The sequence below is a fragment of the Emticicia sp. W12TSBA100-4 genome (assembly GCF_040253585.1).
In the GTDB taxonomy this organism is placed as follows: Bacteria; Bacteroidota; Bacteroidia; order Cytophagales; family Spirosomataceae; genus Emticicia.
In genome coordinates, this window is record NZ_JBELAU010000010.1 from 286,650 (window position 1) to 304,651 (window position 18,002).

General features: G+C 38.6%; 14 protein-coding genes. 11 read left to right on the forward strand and 3 right to left on the reverse strand.

The annotated features are described in order from the left end of the window. Positions 1–204 precede the first annotated feature (204 nt). From ABR854_RS16645 to ABR854_RS16675, 7 genes are all read left to right on the forward strand, one after another. Entirely contained in the window at positions 205–1,323 is a 1,119-nt protein-coding gene (locus ABR854_RS16645) for a Re/Si-specific NAD(P)(+) transhydrogenase subunit alpha (RefSeq protein ID WP_350266663.1), read from the forward strand. A gap of 15 nt (positions 1,324–1,338) precedes the next feature. Continuing rightward, complete coding sequence (locus tag ABR854_RS16650; protein ID WP_350266665.1) at positions 1,339–1,647, forward strand: NAD(P) transhydrogenase subunit alpha part 2; 309 nt, start codon at positions 1,339–1,341, stop codon at positions 1,645–1,647. Positions 1,648–1,706: 59 nt separating this feature from the next. Further along, the gene (locus ABR854_RS16655) at positions 1,707–3,107 is read left to right on the forward strand and encodes an NAD(P)(+) transhydrogenase (Re/Si-specific) subunit beta (protein WP_350266667.1); all 1,401 of its coding nucleotides are present in this window, start codon (positions 1,707–1,709) and stop codon (positions 3,105–3,107) included. Positions 3,108–3,237: 130 nt separating this feature from the next. Beyond that, positions 3,238–5,031: an FAD-dependent oxidoreductase gene (locus ABR854_RS16660; protein WP_350266668.1), complete on the forward strand. Its 1,794-nt coding sequence runs from the start codon at positions 3,238–3,240 to the stop codon at positions 5,029–5,031. Positions 5,032–5,103: 72 nt separating this feature from the next. Further along, on the forward strand, positions 5,104–6,903 hold the full coding sequence (locus ABR854_RS16665; protein WP_350266670.1) for a 2-oxoacid:acceptor oxidoreductase subunit alpha: 1,800 nt from the start codon (positions 5,104–5,106) through the stop codon (positions 6,901–6,903). Positions 6,904–7,027: 124 nt separating this feature from the next. Beyond that, entirely contained in the window at positions 7,028–8,074 is a 1,047-nt protein-coding gene (locus ABR854_RS16670; RefSeq protein WP_350266672.1) for a 2-oxoacid:ferredoxin oxidoreductase subunit beta, read from the forward strand. 88 nt (positions 8,075–8,162) lie between these two features. Continuing rightward, positions 8,163–8,603, forward strand: coding sequence for a DUF5990 family protein (locus tag ABR854_RS16675; RefSeq protein ID WP_350266674.1), 441 nt, complete (start codon positions 8,163–8,165; stop codon positions 8,601–8,603). 128 nt (positions 8,604–8,731) lie between these two features. Here the strand turns inward: ABR854_RS16675 and ABR854_RS16680 are convergent, their stop codons facing one another. Next, positions 8,732–10,225, reverse strand: coding sequence for an autotransporter outer membrane beta-barrel domain-containing protein (locus ABR854_RS16680; RefSeq protein WP_350266675.1), 1,494 nt, complete (start codon positions 10,223–10,225; stop codon positions 8,732–8,734). Between the two features lie 373 nt (positions 10,226–10,598). Here ABR854_RS16680 and ABR854_RS16685 point away from each other — a divergent pair, with 373 nt between their 5' ends. Continuing rightward, on the forward strand, positions 10,599–12,416 hold the full coding sequence (locus ABR854_RS16685) for a hypothetical protein (protein WP_350266677.1): 1,818 nt from the start codon (positions 10,599–10,601) through the stop codon (positions 12,414–12,416). 43 nt (positions 12,417–12,459) lie between these two features. On the opposite strand, the gene ABR854_RS16690 is transcribed toward ABR854_RS16685, so the two are convergent. Together ABR854_RS16690 and ABR854_RS16695 are read right to left on the reverse strand one after the other, a co-directional pair. Continuing rightward, positions 12,460–13,320 carry a TolB family protein gene (locus ABR854_RS16690; RefSeq protein WP_350266679.1) on the reverse strand — a complete coding sequence of 287 codons (861 nt, stop codon included), beginning with the start codon at positions 13,318–13,320 and terminating at the stop codon, positions 12,460–12,462. Positions 13,321–13,543: 223 nt separating this feature from the next. Continuing rightward, positions 13,544–15,637, reverse strand: coding sequence for a BatA domain-containing protein (locus tag ABR854_RS16695; protein WP_350266681.1), 2,094 nt, complete (start codon positions 15,635–15,637; stop codon positions 13,544–13,546). Between the two features lie 330 nt (positions 15,638–15,967). Between ABR854_RS16695 and ABR854_RS16700 the strand changes: the two genes are divergently transcribed. The 3 genes from ABR854_RS16700 to ABR854_RS16710 all read left to right on the forward strand — a co-directional run bounded on the left by ABR854_RS16700 (position 15,968) and on the right by ABR854_RS16710 (position 17,981). After that, positions 15,968–16,714: a CPBP family glutamic-type intramembrane protease gene (locus ABR854_RS16700; RefSeq protein WP_350266683.1), complete on the forward strand. Its 747-nt coding sequence runs from the start codon at positions 15,968–15,970 to the stop codon at positions 16,712–16,714. A 30-nt stretch (positions 16,715–16,744) separates the two neighbouring features. After that, positions 16,745–17,035 carry a hypothetical protein gene (locus ABR854_RS16705; protein ID WP_350266685.1) on the forward strand — a complete coding sequence of 97 codons (291 nt, stop codon included), beginning with the start codon at positions 16,745–16,747 and terminating at the stop codon, positions 17,033–17,035. Between the two features lie 115 nt (positions 17,036–17,150). Continuing rightward, positions 17,151–17,981 carry a hypothetical protein gene (locus ABR854_RS16710; RefSeq protein ID WP_350266687.1) on the forward strand — a complete coding sequence of 277 codons (831 nt, stop codon included), beginning with the start codon at positions 17,151–17,153 and terminating at the stop codon, positions 17,979–17,981. Positions 17,982–18,002: the final 21 nt, after the last annotated feature.

An 18,002-nucleotide genomic window follows, 5' to 3' on the forward strand; every position in this document is an offset into this window, starting at 1 on the left:
AGAAAAGTTTGATACACTTAAACAGCAGATCTGTAACAAATATAAAAACACGTTTTTCGGTTGACAAATTATCGGTTGTTTTCATGGTCAAAGTTTACTAAACGGTAAAAAAAGAAATAATTTCAAAAATATTTTATAAATATTTTGATATATAATTGAATAATTTTTACATTGCTTCACGAACATAATCCGAACGATTGTACTGTGAAATTAGCCGTAATTAGGGAAACCAAACCATTTGAACGCCGAGTAGCTCTCACGCCAGAAGTCTGCAAACAATTAATCCAAGCAGGATTTGAATGCCACCTCGAACACGACGCAGGAAAAACATCTTTCTTTGATGATACAGCCTATACAGCAGTCGGAGTATCTATTCAAAACGATAAATCTGCATTGCTCGCTGTTGCCGATGTAGTTTTGAAAGTAAATCCTCTCAGCACCGACGAAATCGCTTCTATGAAAAAAGGAGCGGTGGCCATTTCTTTCATGTATGCTGCCACCAATCCAGAAATGGTTGAAGCCGCTGCCAAGCAAGGAATTTCGGCATTTTCGGTCGATGCCATTCCTCGTATTTCACGAGCTCAAAAAATGGATGCGTTGAGTTCGCAAGCCAACTTAGCTGGCTATAAATCGGTCATCATTGGTGCGTATCATTTGGGTAAAATCTTCCCTCTACTCATGACAGCCGCAGGCACAATCAAACCCGCCAAAGTTGTAATCATGGGTGCGGGTGTGGCTGGATTGCAAGCAATTGCTACCGCCAAACGTCTCGGTGCGGTAGTTGAAGTGAGCGATATTCGCCCCGAAACAAAAGAGCAAGTAGAATCTCTTGGTGGAAAATTTATTGAAGTAAAAGGCGATGATTCTATTAAAATCGAAGGTGGCTATGTAAAAGGTGTTTCAGAAGATTTCTTAAAAAGACAACAGGAAGTTATCTCAAAACATATCTGCGAAGCTGATTTGGTGATTACAACTGCATTAATTCCTGGCAAAAAAGCTCCGATGTTAATTCCAGAAGAAGTAGTAAAAAACATGAAATTTGGCTCAGTGATAGTCGATATGGCGGTGGAACAAGGCGGAAACTGTGCTTGCAGTGAATTTGCCAAAACTGTCGAAAAACACGGTGTAACTATTGTGGGTGAGGCAAATATTCCTTCAACACTACCACTCAATGCCAGCGAACTTTACGCCAAAAATATTGCTACTTTCTTGCTACACCTCGCCACTAAAGATGGCTTCAAATGGGAAATGGAAGAAGAAATCACGAAGGGCTCATTGATTGTTCATAATGGAAGTATTGTTCACCCTTCGCTCACAAAATAAACTTTCAAAAATATAATGAATCAAATACTCACTTTTCTTGGCGAAAATATTCAGATGATATACATTATTATATTATCTGTTTTTGTAGGCGTTGAGGTTATCGGAAAAGTACCTGCTGTACTTCACACGCCTTTAATGAGTGGTGCAAATGCCATTCATGGAGTCGTGATTGTTGGGGCAATAATTGTAATGCTCAATACTCCTGCCGAAAATATATTGGCTTTGGCACTTGGTTTTGTAGCGGTCGTATTCGGCACCCTCAATGTAGTCGGTGGCTTTGCGGTTACTGATAGAATGTTAGAAATGTTTAAAAAGAAAAAATAATGTTCAAACTCTGGCAGGGTTTTAAACCCTGCCAGAGTTAAATTTTCGACAAAAGCCTCATGGAAATAAAATATATTCTTGACATTATTTATTTAGTTGCTTCGGTAACTTTCGTGATTGGTTTAAAGATGCTCAGTCACCCAGATACTGCTCGAAAAGGCAATCTTTATGCGGCTTTTGGTATGGCATTGGCAATTGTCGGCACTATTTTCTTATACAATCATGCCGACGGTTATACTACTCGTGAACCAATCAAAATCATTTTGATTTTAGCCGCAATCGGAGTCGGAACAGTGGCAGGTTGGCTGACAGCAAGCAAAGTTCAAATGACCAAAATGCCCGAACTCGTTTCCCTCTTCAACGGAATGGGTGGAGCTTGTGCCGCCATCATCGGTTTAATGGAATATGAGCATAATCTGGGCAAAACTGGTGCATTAGCCACAATTATTGCAGGACTCATCATTGGTTCGGTTTCGTTCAGCGGAAGCGTTATTGCTTTCTTGAAACTCAACGAAACCATGAAAAAACCAATTAGAATTCCTTCGTATAATATTCTGAATACGGTTGTGATGATCGCTCTCATCTTATTCGGAGCGTACATTGTTTACGCACAACCTGAGCATCTGTTTTTAGTAGTTTTATTATTCGTTTTTGCTTTGGTTTATGGCGTTCTATTCGTGATTCCGATTGGTGGGGCAGATATGCCCGTAGTTATTTCGTTACTCAATTCATTCACGGGTTTGGCGGCTGCTTTTGGTGGGTTTCTCTACCAAAATCAAGTAATGCTCACAGGTGGAATTTTGGTAGGCTCGGCAGGAACAATCTTGACTTTAGCGATGTGCAAAGCCATGAATCGCCCATTGAGCAATGTAATCTTCGGAGCATTTGGTGGCGGAGCTTCCGCTGGTTCGGGTGCAGAAGTAAATGGAAGCATCAAAGATATTTCTATTTCAGATACCGCCATATTGATGAATTATGCCAAGAAAGTAGTAATCGTACCTGGCTACGGCTTAGCGGTTGCACAAGCCCAACACGTCATTCACGAATTAGAATTATTACTCGAAGAGCGTGGCGTGGAAGTAGTATATGCCATTCATCCAGTAGCTGGACGTATGCCTGGCCACATGAATGTACTTTTGGCCGAAAGTAATGTATCATACGATAAATTGGTGGAAATGGAAGATATTAACCCACAATTTGCCACAACCGATGTGGTTTTGGTGGTAGGAGCAAACGATGTGGTAAATCCAGCTGCTAAAACTGACCCTTCATCGCCAATTTTCGGAATGCCAATTTTGGATGTTGAAAATGCAACAAATATCATTGTCAATAAGCGAAGCATGAATGCAGGTTACGCAGGCATAGACAACCTTCTTTTCTACCAACCAAAAACAAGTATGCTTTTTGGTGATGCCAAAGGCGTTTTGGCAAAGTTGGTAAGCGAGTTGAAGCAGATGTAAAACTTGTATTAAATTAACAAAAAACTATATAATAATTGCCATTTTCAATATTTAACAAAATAATATTTGGCAATACTTTTTAAAATTAAGTAGTTTTACCTACCGATTTCAATTTAAAACTATTCAACCATTGGAACCAACAAATGTACACGACCCAGAGTATTACCATAAGGTCGTAGATTGTCAGTATGCTTGCCCAGCTCATACACCTGTACCTGAGTACATCAGACTCATTGCTGCCGAAAAATACACCGAGGCTTATATGGTCAATTGGGAATCAAATGTTTTCCCTGGCGTATTAGGCCGTACTTGTGATAGACCTTGCGAACCAGCGTGTCGTCGTGGTAGAGTTGATGAAGAACCTGTTGCTATTTGTCGTTTGAAGCGTGTAGCTGCTGATAACAAAGGCGATATTACTCATTTGCTTCCTAAGATTCCTTCAAAAGGAAATGGAAAACGCATTGCATTGATTGGTGCTGGCCCTGCCTCACTCACCGTTGCTCGTGACTTAGCTCCTTTGGGCTACGAAATTCACGTTTTTGACGAGCAAATCAAAGGCGGTGGCATGATGCGTAGTCAAATTCCATCTTTCCGTTTGCCCGAATCAGTTTTAGATGAGGAAGTAAACAACATCCTCAATTTGGGCATTCACCAACACTTCAAAACCTACGTTTCGAGTCTAAAAAGTGTCTTAAATGATGGTTATGATGCAGTTTTCATCGGAACGGGAGCTCCTCGTGGGCGTGATTTAACAAATCTCCCAGGTCGTGCCGAAGGCGGAGCAAATATCCACGTTGGTATCGAATGGCTGGCAAGTGTGGCTTTTGAACATACAAAAGCAATCGGTAAAAAAGTTATCGTTTTAGGTGGTGGAAATACTGCTATGGACTGTTGCCGTACTTCTCGCCGTTTGGGTGGAGAAGACGTAAAAGTAGTTGTTCGTAGTCCATATTCTGAAATGAAAGCTTCTCCGTGGGAAAAAGAAGATGCTCAACACGAAGATATTCCAATTCTTGATAATCACGTTCCTGTTTCGTTTGTTTCAGAAAATGGCAAACTAAAAGGTATGACTTTCGAGAAAGTTCATGCAGTTTATGATGAAAAAGGCAAACGTTCACTCGTTCCAACGGGCGAACCGCACGTTTTCATCGAAGCTGACGATGTCTTAGTAGCAATCGGACAAGAAAATTATTTCCCTTGGATTGAGCGTGATTTAGGCATTGAATTCGACAAATGGGATATGCCAAATGTCGATAGCACTACTTTCCAATCAACAAATCCAAAAGTTTTCTTTGGTGGAGATGCTGCCCTTGGCCCTAAAAACGTAATCACGGCCGTAGCACAAGGCCATTCAGCCGCAGTTTCTATCGACTTATATTGTCAAGGAAAACCATTGGATGTGCGTCCTGACCCTATGACAAACTTGGTTTCTCAGAAAATGGGAATCCATGAGTGGAGTTATGATAGCATCGTAGCTAATGACGACCGTTATGTAGTGCCGCAAGCCGAAAAGAAAGTAACCCTTATCGACCGCAAAAAAGAGGTAGAGCTCGGTTTCGATAAAAATGTTGGTTTCAAAGAAGCACAACGTTGCTTAAACTGCGATGTACAAACTGTTTTCACCGAAAACCGCTGTATCGAGTGTGACGCCTGTATGGATATTTGTCCAACCGACTGTATTACATTTACGGTCAATGGCACCGAAGAAGACCTTCGCACACGTCTCAAAGCACCATCTTTGCACTTAGACCAATCGCTTCTCGTATCTAATACTTTGGCTGCAACAGGCCGAGTGATGGTAAAAGACGAAGATGTATGTTTACACTGTGGTTTGTGTGCCGAGCGTTGCCCTACCTCAGCTTGGGATATGCAGAAGTTTTTCTATAATACAACAAAAGCACATCATGGGTGCGGAAGTCATTGATGTAGAACAAGTCTCCGACTTGTTCCTTTGCAATAAATTAAACGAAATTTCCTCTTTTTTGAGAATGTTAATATGACAAAAGTCAACGATTTTGTAGTACGCTTTGCGAATGTCAACGGAACTGGTTCGGCCAGTGCCAATGGCATGTTTGCCAAAGCTATATTTAGAATGGGAATTCCTGTTACACCAAAAAATATTTTTCCATCTAATATACAAGGCTTACCTACTTGGTATGAAGTAAGGATAAGCGAAAAAGGCTATTTAGGCCGCCGTGAAGGCATTGATTTGATGGTTTCGGTCAATCCACAAAGTATGTTGAAAGATGTACAAAGTGTGCGTTCGGGCGGATATTTTATGTATGATAGCACCAAGCCGCTACACAAAGAATATATTCGTGAAGACATTACTTATCTCGGAATTCCGTTGATGGGTATTTGTATGGAACAATACACCGACCCTCGCCAACGCCAATTATTCAAAAATATCATATATGTAGGAGCGTTATCAGCTCTATTGGATATTGAGTTTGCGGTTTTGGAACAACTCTTAGCCGAACAATTCAAAGGTAAAGAAAAACTCATTCCAGCCAACGTTCAAGCTTTGCAATTGGGCGTAAAATATGTGCAAGAAAACTTCAGTTATCCACTTGATATTCGAGTAGAAAGACGTGATTTAGTAGGCAATCGAATCATGTTTGATGGAAATGGTGCGTGCGGACTCGGTGCTGTTTATGCAGGAGCAACCGTAGCAGCTTGGTATCCAATTACGCCATCAACTTCGGTTGTTGAGAAGTTTGAAAAATACGCCAAGAAATTTCGTACGGATAAAGAAACTGGCGAGAAAAACTACGCAATCGTACAGGCAGAAGATGAACTGGCCGCCATCGGTATGGTTATCGGTGCTAACTGGAACGGAGCGAGGTCTTTTACTGCCACTTCTGGCCCAGGTGTTTCGTTGATGAATGAATTTTTAGGTTTAGGCTATTTTGCTGAAATTCCAGCAGTTTTGATTGATGTGCAACGTACTGGCCCTTCAACGGGTATGCCAACTCGTACACAACAATCAGATATTACGATTTCAGCTTATGCTTCGCATGGCGATACCAAACACGTTTTGCTTTTCCCGAGTAATCCAAAAGATTGCTTTGAGCTAACAGCCGATGCCTTTGATTTAGCAGAAAGACTACAAACACCAATCATCGTTTTGACTGATTTAGATTTAGGTATGAACGACCACATGAGCGAGCCTTTCGTGTGGAATCCTGAACGTAAATACGACCGAGGCAAAGTTTATACTGCCGAAGATTTAGAAAATATGGGGCGTTTCGGGCGTTACTTAGATTCTGATGGCGACGGTATTCCGTACCGAACTTACCCAGGTACGCACCCAACCAAAGGTTCGTATTTTACTCGTGGTACTTCTCGTGACGAATACGCAGTTTATACCGAAGATAGTGCTGTTTATGTAAGAAATATGCAGCGTTTGGAGAAAAAATGGGAAACAGCCAAAGACCTTGTGCCGAAACCACATTTCTACCAAGAGAAAAATATGAGTCCGTTGGGTGTGATTTTCTTCGGAACTTCTACTTATTCTTCGGAAGAAGCAATCGACTTATTGCGTGAACAAGATGTTGTTCTTGATGCGATGCAACTCAAAGCTTTTCCTTTCAATAAAGACGTGGAACAATTCATCGAAGACCACGAAGTTGTTTTTGTTATTGAGCAAAACCGTGATGCCCAAATGCGTTCGTTACTTATCAATGAACTCGAAATCAATCCTAAGAAATTGATTCGTATCTTAAATTATGATGGAATGCCAATTACGGCTGATAAAATTGTGAAAGAAATTAGTAAGAATCTGGCTATTGCTTAGGTTTGGATTGCATCTAAAAACAGTTTATCAAACATTCATTAAAGCGTCTAAATTTTACATAAAGAATTACCTATAAACGAACTAACATTCGTAAATCGTAATTCACAAATCGTAAATTAAAAATATGACATACGTTCGTCCGACCTTTAGGCATCCTGATTTGCCAAAAAACAAAATAAATTTTACTAAAAAAGACTACGAAGGAGCTTTATCAACGCTTTGTGCTGGTTGCGGACACGACTCTATCAGTGGAGCAATCGCCCAAGCTTGTTTTGAGTTATCGGTTGAGCCACACCGAATCGCCAAGCTTTCGGGCATTGGTTGTTCATCAAAAACTCCAGCTTATTTCCTCGGAAACTCGCACGGTTTTAACTCCGTACACGGACGTATGCCTTCGGTAGCTACTGGTGCGTACTTGGCTAACCGTGACTTGGTTTACTTCGGAGTTTCGGGTGATGGTGACTCTGCTTCTATTGGTATGGGGCAGTTTGTCCACGCCATTCGCCGTAACCTTAACATGGTTTATGTCGTAATGAATAACGGTTGCTACGGTCTTACGAAAGGACAAGATTCTGCCACGGCAGATAATGGCTCGAAAAGTAAAGCTGGCTCAACCAATATGTTCAATGCCATTGATTTAGTAGGTTTAGGACTCGAACTGGGAGCAACTTTTGTAGCTCGTAGTTTCTCGGGCGATAAAACGCAGTTGATTCCGCTCATCAAAGCCGCTATTTCTCACCCAGGATTTGCTTTGATTGATGTGATTTCTCCTTGCGTAACTTTCAATAATAACGTAGGTTCTACAAAATCTTATGATTATGTGCGTGAACATATCGAAGCTACTTCAACCGTAGATTTTGTGCCAGTAATGGAAGAAATTACGGCAAGTTATGATGATGCGAAGGAAGTAACGCTTCACGATGGTTCGGCTTTGCACTTGCAAAAATTACATCAAGGATGGAATCCAGAGGATAAACTTTCGGCAATGAATGCCATTCAAAATTCAAAAGAAAAAGGCGAAATCTTGACAGGATTGATTTATATAGAGCCAAATACCAATGCTTTGCACGATGTACTTCAAACAACCAAAACTCCATTGAATACCCTCAAAGAAGACCTTCTTTGCCCAGGTGTTGATGCCTTGGAGGCTTTGAATCAGAGTTTGAGGTAAGAAATATTGTAAGATAGATTGAAAACGCTCAGGAGATTTTGATTTCTTGAGCGTTTTTTATATTTTAGTGAAATGACTAACTAAGGAAATGAAAAAAGCTTTGAATCTTCGGATTAATCTAATAAATCCACCTATTGGAGTTGATTTTGGCTTACAAAAAGGTTCTGGAAATAATTACACAATTATCCAAAAGCAGCGTGCTACTACTAATGATTTGATTTTTGAGTTTTCAGTTTTAATAAAAGATGATGCCGAGAAAAAGCAACCACCGAAACTTTCGGGTGATTTTGTTCAAGGTTCAAGTGATAAGTTCGTTTACATCGGTATTGGAGCTTTTGTTGGTCAATTCGATTCTGCTTGGTCAAGAAGGCTCAAAGTTCCTCTGACTGGAATTACTTGGGAGCAAGTAGAACAATTATACAATAATCCTGATGCAGTTTTAGAAACTTATGTGCCAGGTACAGGAAAAGATGGTAGTCCAAATTGTGCCACAGTAAAACCATTTGCAGGATGGCTCATCAAAGAGTAAACAAAAAATCACAGTTGGTCATTGATAAATACTTTAAGTATGGATAAACCCTCATATCCCCCGCTGGTGCAAGTCTCTAACTTGTACCAAATTTATCGCAAGCAGTCTCCACTCGTACCTTTTTAATATCAATTATCGGTTGATTGCTTACCTTCAACGACTTTTTTAGGTAATACTTTTTGTATTGGCATATCATCAATTGAACTTGGGCCTTCAACGACTCGCTTAGCATCAGCTTTACGAATATTACTAATATTAGTTTTTTCGTTTTCAATATAATTAACTCCCATCGAAACTGGTTTCTGATGTGCCTCTGGTGTGTAGTATTTTCCTTTAGCATAAGTAGGTTTTTCTTCTTCAGCAGCCATTGTATTGACATACTTCATATAGCCATCATTTCGAGTTGCTTTTACTTCCCAACTTACTTTTACATTTGGTTTACTTGTTTCTATCACAAACTTATTTCCCTTTATTTCTTCACTAACAATTGCCTGAGCAAAAGTACCAATAACCGTTAATTGGTAACGAAAATCTTTATTTATGGCTGCAAAATAGTCTGGAAGTGCTACAATTGCCTTACCATTAGCATCGGTTGTTATATTACCACTATACATATTAAGCACTTCAGGACTTTCTATGGCGAAGTGATGAAGCACTTTATTCTCTGGGTCTAATGGATGATCTATGGTAAAAGGTTTAGGGCCAGTGGTTGTCAGTGTACCACCTACATAAACTTTTCCTATAAAATAACCCGCATAAGTATTAGACGCCCCTATTGCATCATTGCCACGAATACCAATTGATAATGAGCTAACGGCAGGAGCAGTATTTACTCTACCATTAATTCCCGAATTTGTGGTACCTACTGTTCCTGCTTCTGTAAAAATTGAGTGGTTGTAACTAGAACTTCCATCGGCACTAAAATAACCACCTATTTTACCAGTAGATTCAGTCGTAGCACTCCTAACATCTAATCCATGAATTTCAGTAAAACCCGAAACAGAGGTGGTTGTATTATTAGCAGCATTAAAGTTTCCAATTGAAACTTTACCTCCTTCTACTACTCCACCTACTAATAAATTTCCAGTTGAATTTTGTATAGCCATTCGTTCACCACCGCCGCCTAACTCAAAGAATTGCAAATCATCATTTGCTGGGTTATTACGTATATTCCATTGATTAACTCCTGCTTTAGCAAAACGCAAAGCAGCATCTCCAGAAAAACCATCAATATCAACAACCGAAAAACTACCACTTGACCGACTACGGATACCCGTAGAACCGCCATGCAGCACGTCTAATTTATAAGAAGGCGATGTTGTTTCTCCGATACCAACATTCCCTGTTCCGTCTTGAATAACAAAACGACTACCGCCGCCTCCTAATTCAAATATTTCTAAATAATCATCAGCAGGTCTATTTCGGATATTCCACTGATTCACGCCTGCTTTGGCAAAACGCAAAGCAGCATCTCCAGAAAAGCCATCAATATCAACAACCGAAAAACTACTTGTAGATTTTGAACGAATACCCGTAGAGCCTGAATGAATAATATCATTGGGGTATTGTGCATTTGCGAAAAAAGAGAGAAAAGTTAGTATGCTTAAAAAATATTTTTTCATGTTTTTAAAATTTATGTTTTTAAACCACAAATCTATTTGAATAAATATTTTTTCCTCTAATTTCTTTACTAATAGGGTATGAAAATTTACTAAACGGTCATCTAATCTCAATTTCTTAGTTTAATACATAGCAAAATAGTCATTATTTGTTTTGCTATGTACCATTCTTTTTCAATAACTAACTTTCTTTGACTGCTTTCAAACTCATGGCTTCCAGTCTTTGATTGCTTTTCATTTATAGGTAAAAGCGATGCTTTATTTGACCTTTTACCCGCTCATAATCTGTTTATTCTTTCAAAAATCCAATCCATGACAAACGTCATGTTTCAGTTGCCAGATTTTATGTTGCTTTGTCAAATTTTCTTACTAAGCAATGATACAAACACCTGCACATACCTTCCATATTCCCGTAATGGGCTTGGGTTTCACGATTGATACGCCACTAAAAGTAGCTCGATTTGGCATTTCTTCGGTAATTTCGATTATCGAACACGAACTCATCGAAAAAATGCGAGAATTTCACTGCCGAGAAAACGGTGAAATTTATGAACCAATCACCGAAAAAGTGGAAGATTACAGAGCCAAAAGAATTACAGAATATCTGAATCTTTTGGACAGATTGATAAATAAGCAAGTAGAAAAACTACGCTTAGAACCTTTCGTAGAAGGCTCAGAAATTACAAAATATTTTGAGTTACTGCCCGAAACGTCACCCATTAAGCAGATGTACATCGGAATGTTACAACTGGAAGACAGTTCGGTAAAAAAACAAGTACAAGATGAACTCCGCAATGCGATTGTGGCGGGTTCGATTGATGTAAACGTGATGTCGAAAGTGGATAGAACACATTACGATGAAAACGGTGAAATGTTACCAAAAGAATTTTCTGATGCTCTTTCGTCGTTTCGTGGTTATGCACAAAGCAATTTGACTTCGAGTATTGTTTTTTCGGCTGGCTATAACCCACGTTTGTATGGTTATATAGATGCTTTCAACGACTTTTTCCCTGATGAAAAAGGTTTCTTGAAAAAGAAAATCATCTTGAAAGTAAGCGATTATCGTTCGGCTCTTACGCAAGGAAAAATCTTGGCAAAAAAAGGTTTGTGGGTTTCGGAATTTAGAATTGAGTCGGGATTAAACTGCGGTGGACACGCCTTTGCTACTGATGGGCTTTTGCTTGGTCCAATCATGGAAGAATTCAAGCAAAATCGGGCAACTTTACAAAAAGAAGTATTTGATATTTGTAATCAAGCATTGATTAGTCGAGAAATGCCACCGTTTCCATCAATTCCAACCATGAAAATTACGGTACAAGGTGGCATCGGAACAGCCAACGAAGATAATTTCTTGCTCGAATATTATGATGCCGACGGCACTGGCTGGGCGAGTCCATTTTTGTTAGTTCCAGAAGCTACCAATGTCGATGATGCCACGCTCAATAAAATGGCAAATGCCCAAAAAGAGGATTATTTTTTGAGTAATGCTTCACCATTGGGCGTTCCATTCAATAATTTTAAACATACAAGTGGCGAAGAGCAACGTTTGATGCGTATCAATAAAAATCGTGCGGGCAGTCCGTGCTATAAAAAGTTTCTTTCTACCAATACGGAATTTACAAAAGAACCAATTTGTGAGTCTTCCCGTGAATATCTACACGCCAAAATAAAGCAAATTGAAGCAAGCGAAATGACCGCTGAACAGAAGGCAGAAAAAATCAATTTTCTTAATCAAAGAGATTGTTTGTGCGAAGGTTTGGGAGTTTCGGCCTTGTTGAAACACGACATAAATCCTGCTCATAAACTTACAGCAGTAACGATTTGCCCAGGGCCAAATTTGGCTTACTTTTCGGGAGTATTCTCATTGAAACAAATGGTTGACCACATTTATGGCCGAACCAATATTTTGAACTCATTGAAACGTCCAAATATGTTTGTGAATGAATTGGCTTTGTATGTAGATTATTACAAAAACCAACTCAATAAGCAAGTTGAAAGCCTTTCAACGGCACAAGTGCGGACACTTAAAGCTTTTCATACTAACCTATTATCTGGAATTGATTACTACAAATCGCTGGTTTCGTCTTTCAAAAACGAAACTGAGCGATATATTGAAGAAATGAAGGAAGAACTCAGTGCATTGGAAAATACAATTATGTCGTTGAATCTGCCTTTTGAAGTTGTTGCAAAGTAATTGAAAAGAATGGTGTAAATCTTGACAATTTGCACCATTTTTTTTATTCTTCAATCACAATGGCGATTTTATTGCCTTTGATGGCCATTCGACTGATTTTTCTTTTCGGAAGCATATCAGGCAAAATGACCGCTTTCCATTCTTTAGTCGTTAAATTATAGCTAAAAATATCGGTATTGCGACTTTCAAAAATGATACTTTCAGATAACCAAGCATTATAATGCTCCGAATCTGGACTACTTTCTGCAATATCAGTAATGGTATTTTTTTGAGGATTAAATGAGCGAATCAGCCATTTTTTGTCAATTTGCTGTACAAAACTAAATGATTTTTGTTTGGGAATGAGATGTAGCGAACGCCCAATGTTTGGAACGACAACAATATCTTTATTTGTAGTAAGATTTTGATAGTGAAGCGTTTGTGGCTCACCCAATACGAAAGTAACAAGTTCATTTGGGTTCAACCATGCTTGATAACCAATCTTACCAGTTGTCTGAGATTCAAAAATCATCTGCGTTTCAGTCGGATTCTTGATAGTGTATTTTACCAAGTCTTGATCGCCGTTTGATTTTCGCTGAACGATGCACGATATGTACTTTTTATCGGGCGTAACGGTTGGTGAATATTCTGAATCAATGGTATTGGTTATTTGTAGCCCAACGCCAGTTTTGAGATTATACGACCAAATGTCAGTTTGCCCATCTTGCATGGCTGTATAATAAAGCAATGGTTGATTTGGATGAAAAAACGGCTGATTATCGTAGCCTCGACGATTAGTGATATTTTTAGGGTTTGAAAGTGTGATATTTACACTCGATTCTGAAATATCTAATAGAAAAATTTCGGTTCCGTTTTGGGCAAAAAGCAAATTTGATACGAATAGTAGGACGAGTAGTTTCTTCATAGGTGTAGTTTTGTTTGTTAGCGAAAATACCGAGAATTAGGCTAAAAAACAAATTTTACTACTGCATCCGTTGGTTAAAACCAACGGCAATGAAATTAGCTTTCTTCACTACTGGTGTAAGTCTTCACTGACTTGTACCATAATCATCGCTGGCAGTCTCTCAGACTGCATTTCATTGTGTGGTACAAGTGTTAAGCAAAGCGTCACTTGTACCAGCATTCCTCTAACCCTTCATGAATCGAATCAACAAAATTTCGATCAATAAAAAGGCTAAAGCGAGCATTACGCAATATTTCCAGAGCGGCGTGCCTACGTTGCTTTCTTGGAAGGTTTTCACGAAATCTCCGTCGAGTAGATTATCGAAAATGGTGATATTTTTTTGTCCTGCAAAGAATGTTCTTAGTTCTTCGGGCGAGTAAAAATCCATTTTTGATTCTTCGTTATCGTGATTGAGAGCCAATAATTTTTCTGCTTTTCCATCTAATTGCAACTCATAATAACCCGATTCAAGTACTTGATTATCTGATAGTTGAGAAGACTTCGGCAATTCTAAAGTAAGTGTGTTTCCTACGATTCGTTGCACTGGAATTATCTCAATTTTATTGTTCGGAGCCGAAACATTTTTGAGTTTATAAGTAGCGTTCTTTTTGACGTTTGGCAAATCTAAGTTGATGCTTCCTTCACTGAAATTATAAGCTGCACGCTCTTGTTTGGTACTCATCGAGGCAATTTTAAACATCGTTGGCACAAAAAATGCGTGTTCGGCGAAGTTTCCGTAAGGCTTATCGAGTGGTGATGCACACACATACACACGTCCCTGTGAAGCCTGCGTAGATGTAATGAAGTTTTGCATATTCTTGAAAGTCAAAATCTTCTCACCTACGCCACTCCACGTCCATGCGGGTTGCATTGTTGGCGTGTTTACTACGCCTTGCGAAGTTGTGCGTTCAAACACATCAATATAAAACGGATTTTGTCGGTTAGGCTCAGCAATTGCCTGTTGGCTTTGTGCCAAAACTGGTTGATTATTGAGGTTAATGCCTTGAATACCAAATCCACCTAAAAACTGACTGTATGACGTAACGTCGGGTCTGGCCGAAGGGAAAATCAATAGATTTCCACCATTTCTCACAAATTCTTCGAGACTCGCACGGAACGTTCCTGCTACGGCTTCTACGCCTTCCAAAACTATCAAATTGGCGTTTTTAAATTGTCCAACATCGACATTCGTGGCACTGTATGCTCGGTAATTGAAAAGGCTATCGTTATCAAAAACTTTTCCGATGTAATCAGCCGCACTGCGTTCTTGGTAAAGATGCAAAACTTGGATTGTTGGCGAAGCATTCAAAACAAAATAATAATCGTTGTCGAAAGTAATTGGTTGGTCATCGAACGAGACTTTTCCACGATGAAAACCTTTATCTTTTACCGTAAAATTAAACGTTGCCGTTGCCGAACCATTCGGAGCGATATCCACCGAAGCCGTTGAGGCTTGGGCGTTGTCAATAAATAATTTTACGGGTAGTTTTTCAACTTCTTCGCTTCCTGAATTAAACACTTTTACATAGAGAATGTTATTCTGCATTTCACGAATGAATGGCGATGCCAACCAAACCGAATCAGTGAAAACATTCTGGTTTTTCTTGCCTTGAACTGGTACTAAAAATAATTTATTGAGTGTGTCGGTCTTGATTTTACGTAAATCGCCCGATGTACTTTTCTGAAAATCAGAAAACCAAAAGAATTGATTATTGGCACTTGGGTTATGTTTTTGAGCAAGATTATTCTGACGTTTATAAATACTTTCAAACGTACGTGGATTCGACGAAAAACCTACCGAAGTAAGGCGGTCTTTTACTTTTGTGGCATTGGTAACGGCTTGGTCTTCTCCCGAAAAATCGTTGGTGATTAATTGAATATTAGGAGATTGACGAAACAGCGTAAGCAATTCATCAATTTTCGTAACGGCTAAATCGAGGTAACGTTTGTTTTCGGTGGTGTTTTGCATACTCAACGAATTATCAAGGTAAAGGCTATTTACACCCAAACCCGAACTACGATTTGCAGAAGCATTTTTGGCGGGCAAAAAAGGTTGTGCAAATGCCAAAACCAAAAACAACAAAAACAACAATCGTGAGGCCAAAATGAGCCATTGCTTGATACGACGAAACGAAGACGTTTGGGTTTCGACGGCCTTCAAGAATGCCACATTGGTAAAGAAAACCTTCTTCGTACGACGAAAATTGAATAAATGAATTATCAAAGGCACCGAAAGTGCCGCTAAACCCCAAAGAAAAGTCGGAAAAAGAAATTGCATATATACCCTAACCGCAGCGGCGGACCGTCCCTAAAGGGGAATTTAAAATTAGTTTTTAAAAATAGCAAATCGCTAAAAGCCAAATGATCAAAATCCTTATATCTAACGTAAAAGTCTGAAAATACTTTCAATAAATCATCATCTTTTAAGTTTAAATGCCAATTATTATGCCAAAGCAAATCACATGGATTGAATAATTGGTCACAAAGCTTGTGGAGTTCGTCACATCTGTTTTCGGCTGAGAAAAACACCAGCTACTTTTGAATCATCAAACAAGGCAAATAACACAAAATCAAAAATATTTCAATCATTCCTAAACTTTACAAAATTATGAACGCAACACTTACTTTCGGCACAAAAAGAACTTTCAAAGCAAAACAAATTATCAACGATTTCCTCACTTATGTACGCAAGCCGCTATACATTGCAGAAGATGCCACAATAAGCAAAACCGAAAAATTTCAATACTTGTTTAAGGTCTTACTTTGCAAATTGGCACTTTTACCGATTTTTATTCCGATTATCTATTTTACAAAACAATTGACTGGTGCAAAATCTGCTGATATGCCACAGACTTGGGGTTATTATGTGGCAATTGTGATGATTGTTCCACTCATTGAAGAACTACTTTTTAGAGGAATATTGCATTATAGCCGTTGGTTTATAGCCTTCGTATTTTCTTTTGTATTGATGACGCTTGCAAAATATACAGGGACTTTCGACCGAATTGGCTGGCACATTGGTTTTACTTATTTGGCTTGTTTTGCATCAATTCCTCTTATTTACGTTTTTACTAAACGTTTTGATGATACTTTTGAAGCATTTTGGGTAAAAAACTTCAAGTATATCTTTCACTTGGTGGCGGTTGGTTTTGGTTTGGTACACCTTTCAAATTATTCAGATATCAACAATTATTTATTTGCAATTCCATTGGTTATAAGTCAAATAATTTCGGGTTATGTGTTGGGCTTTGTACGTATGAAACTGGGCTTTGGCTACGGTGTGGCTTTGCACTCAGCGTGGAATTTTATTGCATCGTTTGGTATGTTGGTTGTGTTGTTGGCTAAGTTTTTCTAATTTTAAAAAAATCAATCAAAACTTACCATAATGACAACTCAAAAACTAAAAATCTTTCAAGCTATCTGTGGAAGTATAATGATAGTATCGGCTATTACTTATATGTATATGGACTGGCAACTTGATTACGAAGGACTCTATTATAAACTTGCAAAAGGTATTTTTCAACTGTTTTTGGCTCTGACTTTTCATTTTAGTATGCTTTATCAGAAAATCAATCAACCCGAAAAATATAACCCAACTTTACATAAAATTTTGGTTGGTGTCTGGGGATTTTTAGGAATCATTCAAGTTATTGATGTTTTGCGGTTATTATTCTAAAAATCTCTACTAAACCATACATGCAGATTCCTCTACTATTTTGGTAGGGGTTTTTGTTTTGAAAAACTCTTGTGGTAAATTTGACCAAAATCACACAAAAACTACCTATCAATTTATGGACGAATTAGATTTACTACGCAAAAAAACAGGAATGACGATTGCCAAAGCTTGGATGCTGATGATTATTTGTGTTGTGGTATTATTTTTAGGTGGAGGCATTTTAGGGGCAGTGGCAAGTATGAATAATATTGAACCTGCAACATATTTAGAAAATGGCATCTTCCTGATAATGTTACTCATTATTAGTCTCTCAAGTATTTGGGGCTATTTTATTAATAAAAAAACATCGCCTTTATTTCATAAAACATCTCTGCTAATTTATCTGCTTTGCTTATTTATTGCCTTATCATGGTCTTATATCAGCCCTTTAGTACTTGATTTTCTGCCGTTCAATACCGTAGAAGCAGAAAGCCTTGAACGAGTCGAGATTGAACTTTTATTAGGAATAATATTATCATTGCTTTTTACGATTCTGCAAATTGGAGTTATCGGACATGGGTTGCTCAAAAATTATTTATTCAAACAAGTGATTTTCACCGTAGTTGCCGTCAGTATCGTCATGGTGATTCCACAAGCCGTCATTGGGCTTATCTTCCAGACAGCTATTATGTTTTATATTTACTATCGTACGGCTTCATTCCAATTGCCATTGCTCATGACTCTTTCATTTAGTCTGGTAGAATACGCTTGTAAACTCACATGGGGGCATAATATCACTACCCAGAACTATATTCGCATATACTTTGTTCCGAATCCAGTTCTCTATCAAATTGGGCTTTTGGTGGCAGTATTAATCATCGTAATCGGTCTTTATTTAATCCGAAAAAACACTAATCCGATTGTATGGAAACGCCCCGACGAAGATGAAGATTTGGCGTTTTTATAAGAAAAGTAATACAAAAACATT

What these genes read in the sequence shown, in the direction of transcription:
- ABR854_RS16650 (WP_350266665.1), top strand. Translation starts at nt 1,339, where the DNA reads ATGAATCAAATACTCACTTTTCTTGGCGAAAATATTCAGATGATATAC.
- ABR854_RS16655 (WP_350266667.1), top strand. Translation starts at nt 1,707, where the DNA reads ATGGAAATAAAATATATTCTTGACATTATTTATTTAGTTGCTTCGGTA.
- ABR854_RS16665 (WP_350266670.1), top strand. Translation starts at nt 5,104, where the DNA reads ATGACAAAAGTCAACGATTTTGTAGTACGCTTTGCGAATGTCAACGGA.
- ABR854_RS16670 (WP_350266672.1), top strand. Translation starts at nt 7,028, where the DNA reads ATGACATACGTTCGTCCGACCTTTAGGCATCCTGATTTGCCAAAAAAC.
- ABR854_RS16675 (WP_350266674.1), top strand. Translation starts at nt 8,163, where the DNA reads ATGAAAAAAGCTTTGAATCTTCGGATTAATCTAATAAATCCACCTATT.
- ABR854_RS16680 (WP_350266675.1), bottom strand. Translation starts at nt 10,225, where the DNA reads ATGAAAAAATATTTTTTAAGCATACTAACTTTTCTCTCTTTTTTCGCA.
- ABR854_RS16685 (WP_350266677.1), top strand. Translation starts at nt 10,599, where the DNA reads ATGATACAAACACCTGCACATACCTTCCATATTCCCGTAATGGGCTTG.
- ABR854_RS16690 (WP_350266679.1), bottom strand. Translation starts at nt 13,320, where the DNA reads ATGAAGAAACTACTCGTCCTACTATTCGTATCAAATTTGCTTTTTGCC.
- ABR854_RS16695 (WP_350266681.1), bottom strand. Translation starts at nt 15,637, where the DNA reads ATGCAATTTCTTTTTCCGACTTTTCTTTGGGGTTTAGCGGCACTTTCG.
- ABR854_RS16700 (WP_350266683.1), top strand. Translation starts at nt 15,968, where the DNA reads ATGAACGCAACACTTACTTTCGGCACAAAAAGAACTTTCAAAGCAAAA.
- ABR854_RS16705 (WP_350266685.1), top strand. Translation starts at nt 16,745, where the DNA reads ATGACAACTCAAAAACTAAAAATCTTTCAAGCTATCTGTGGAAGTATA.
- ABR854_RS16710 (WP_350266687.1), top strand. Translation starts at nt 17,151, where the DNA reads ATGGACGAATTAGATTTACTACGCAAAAAAACAGGAATGACGATTGCC.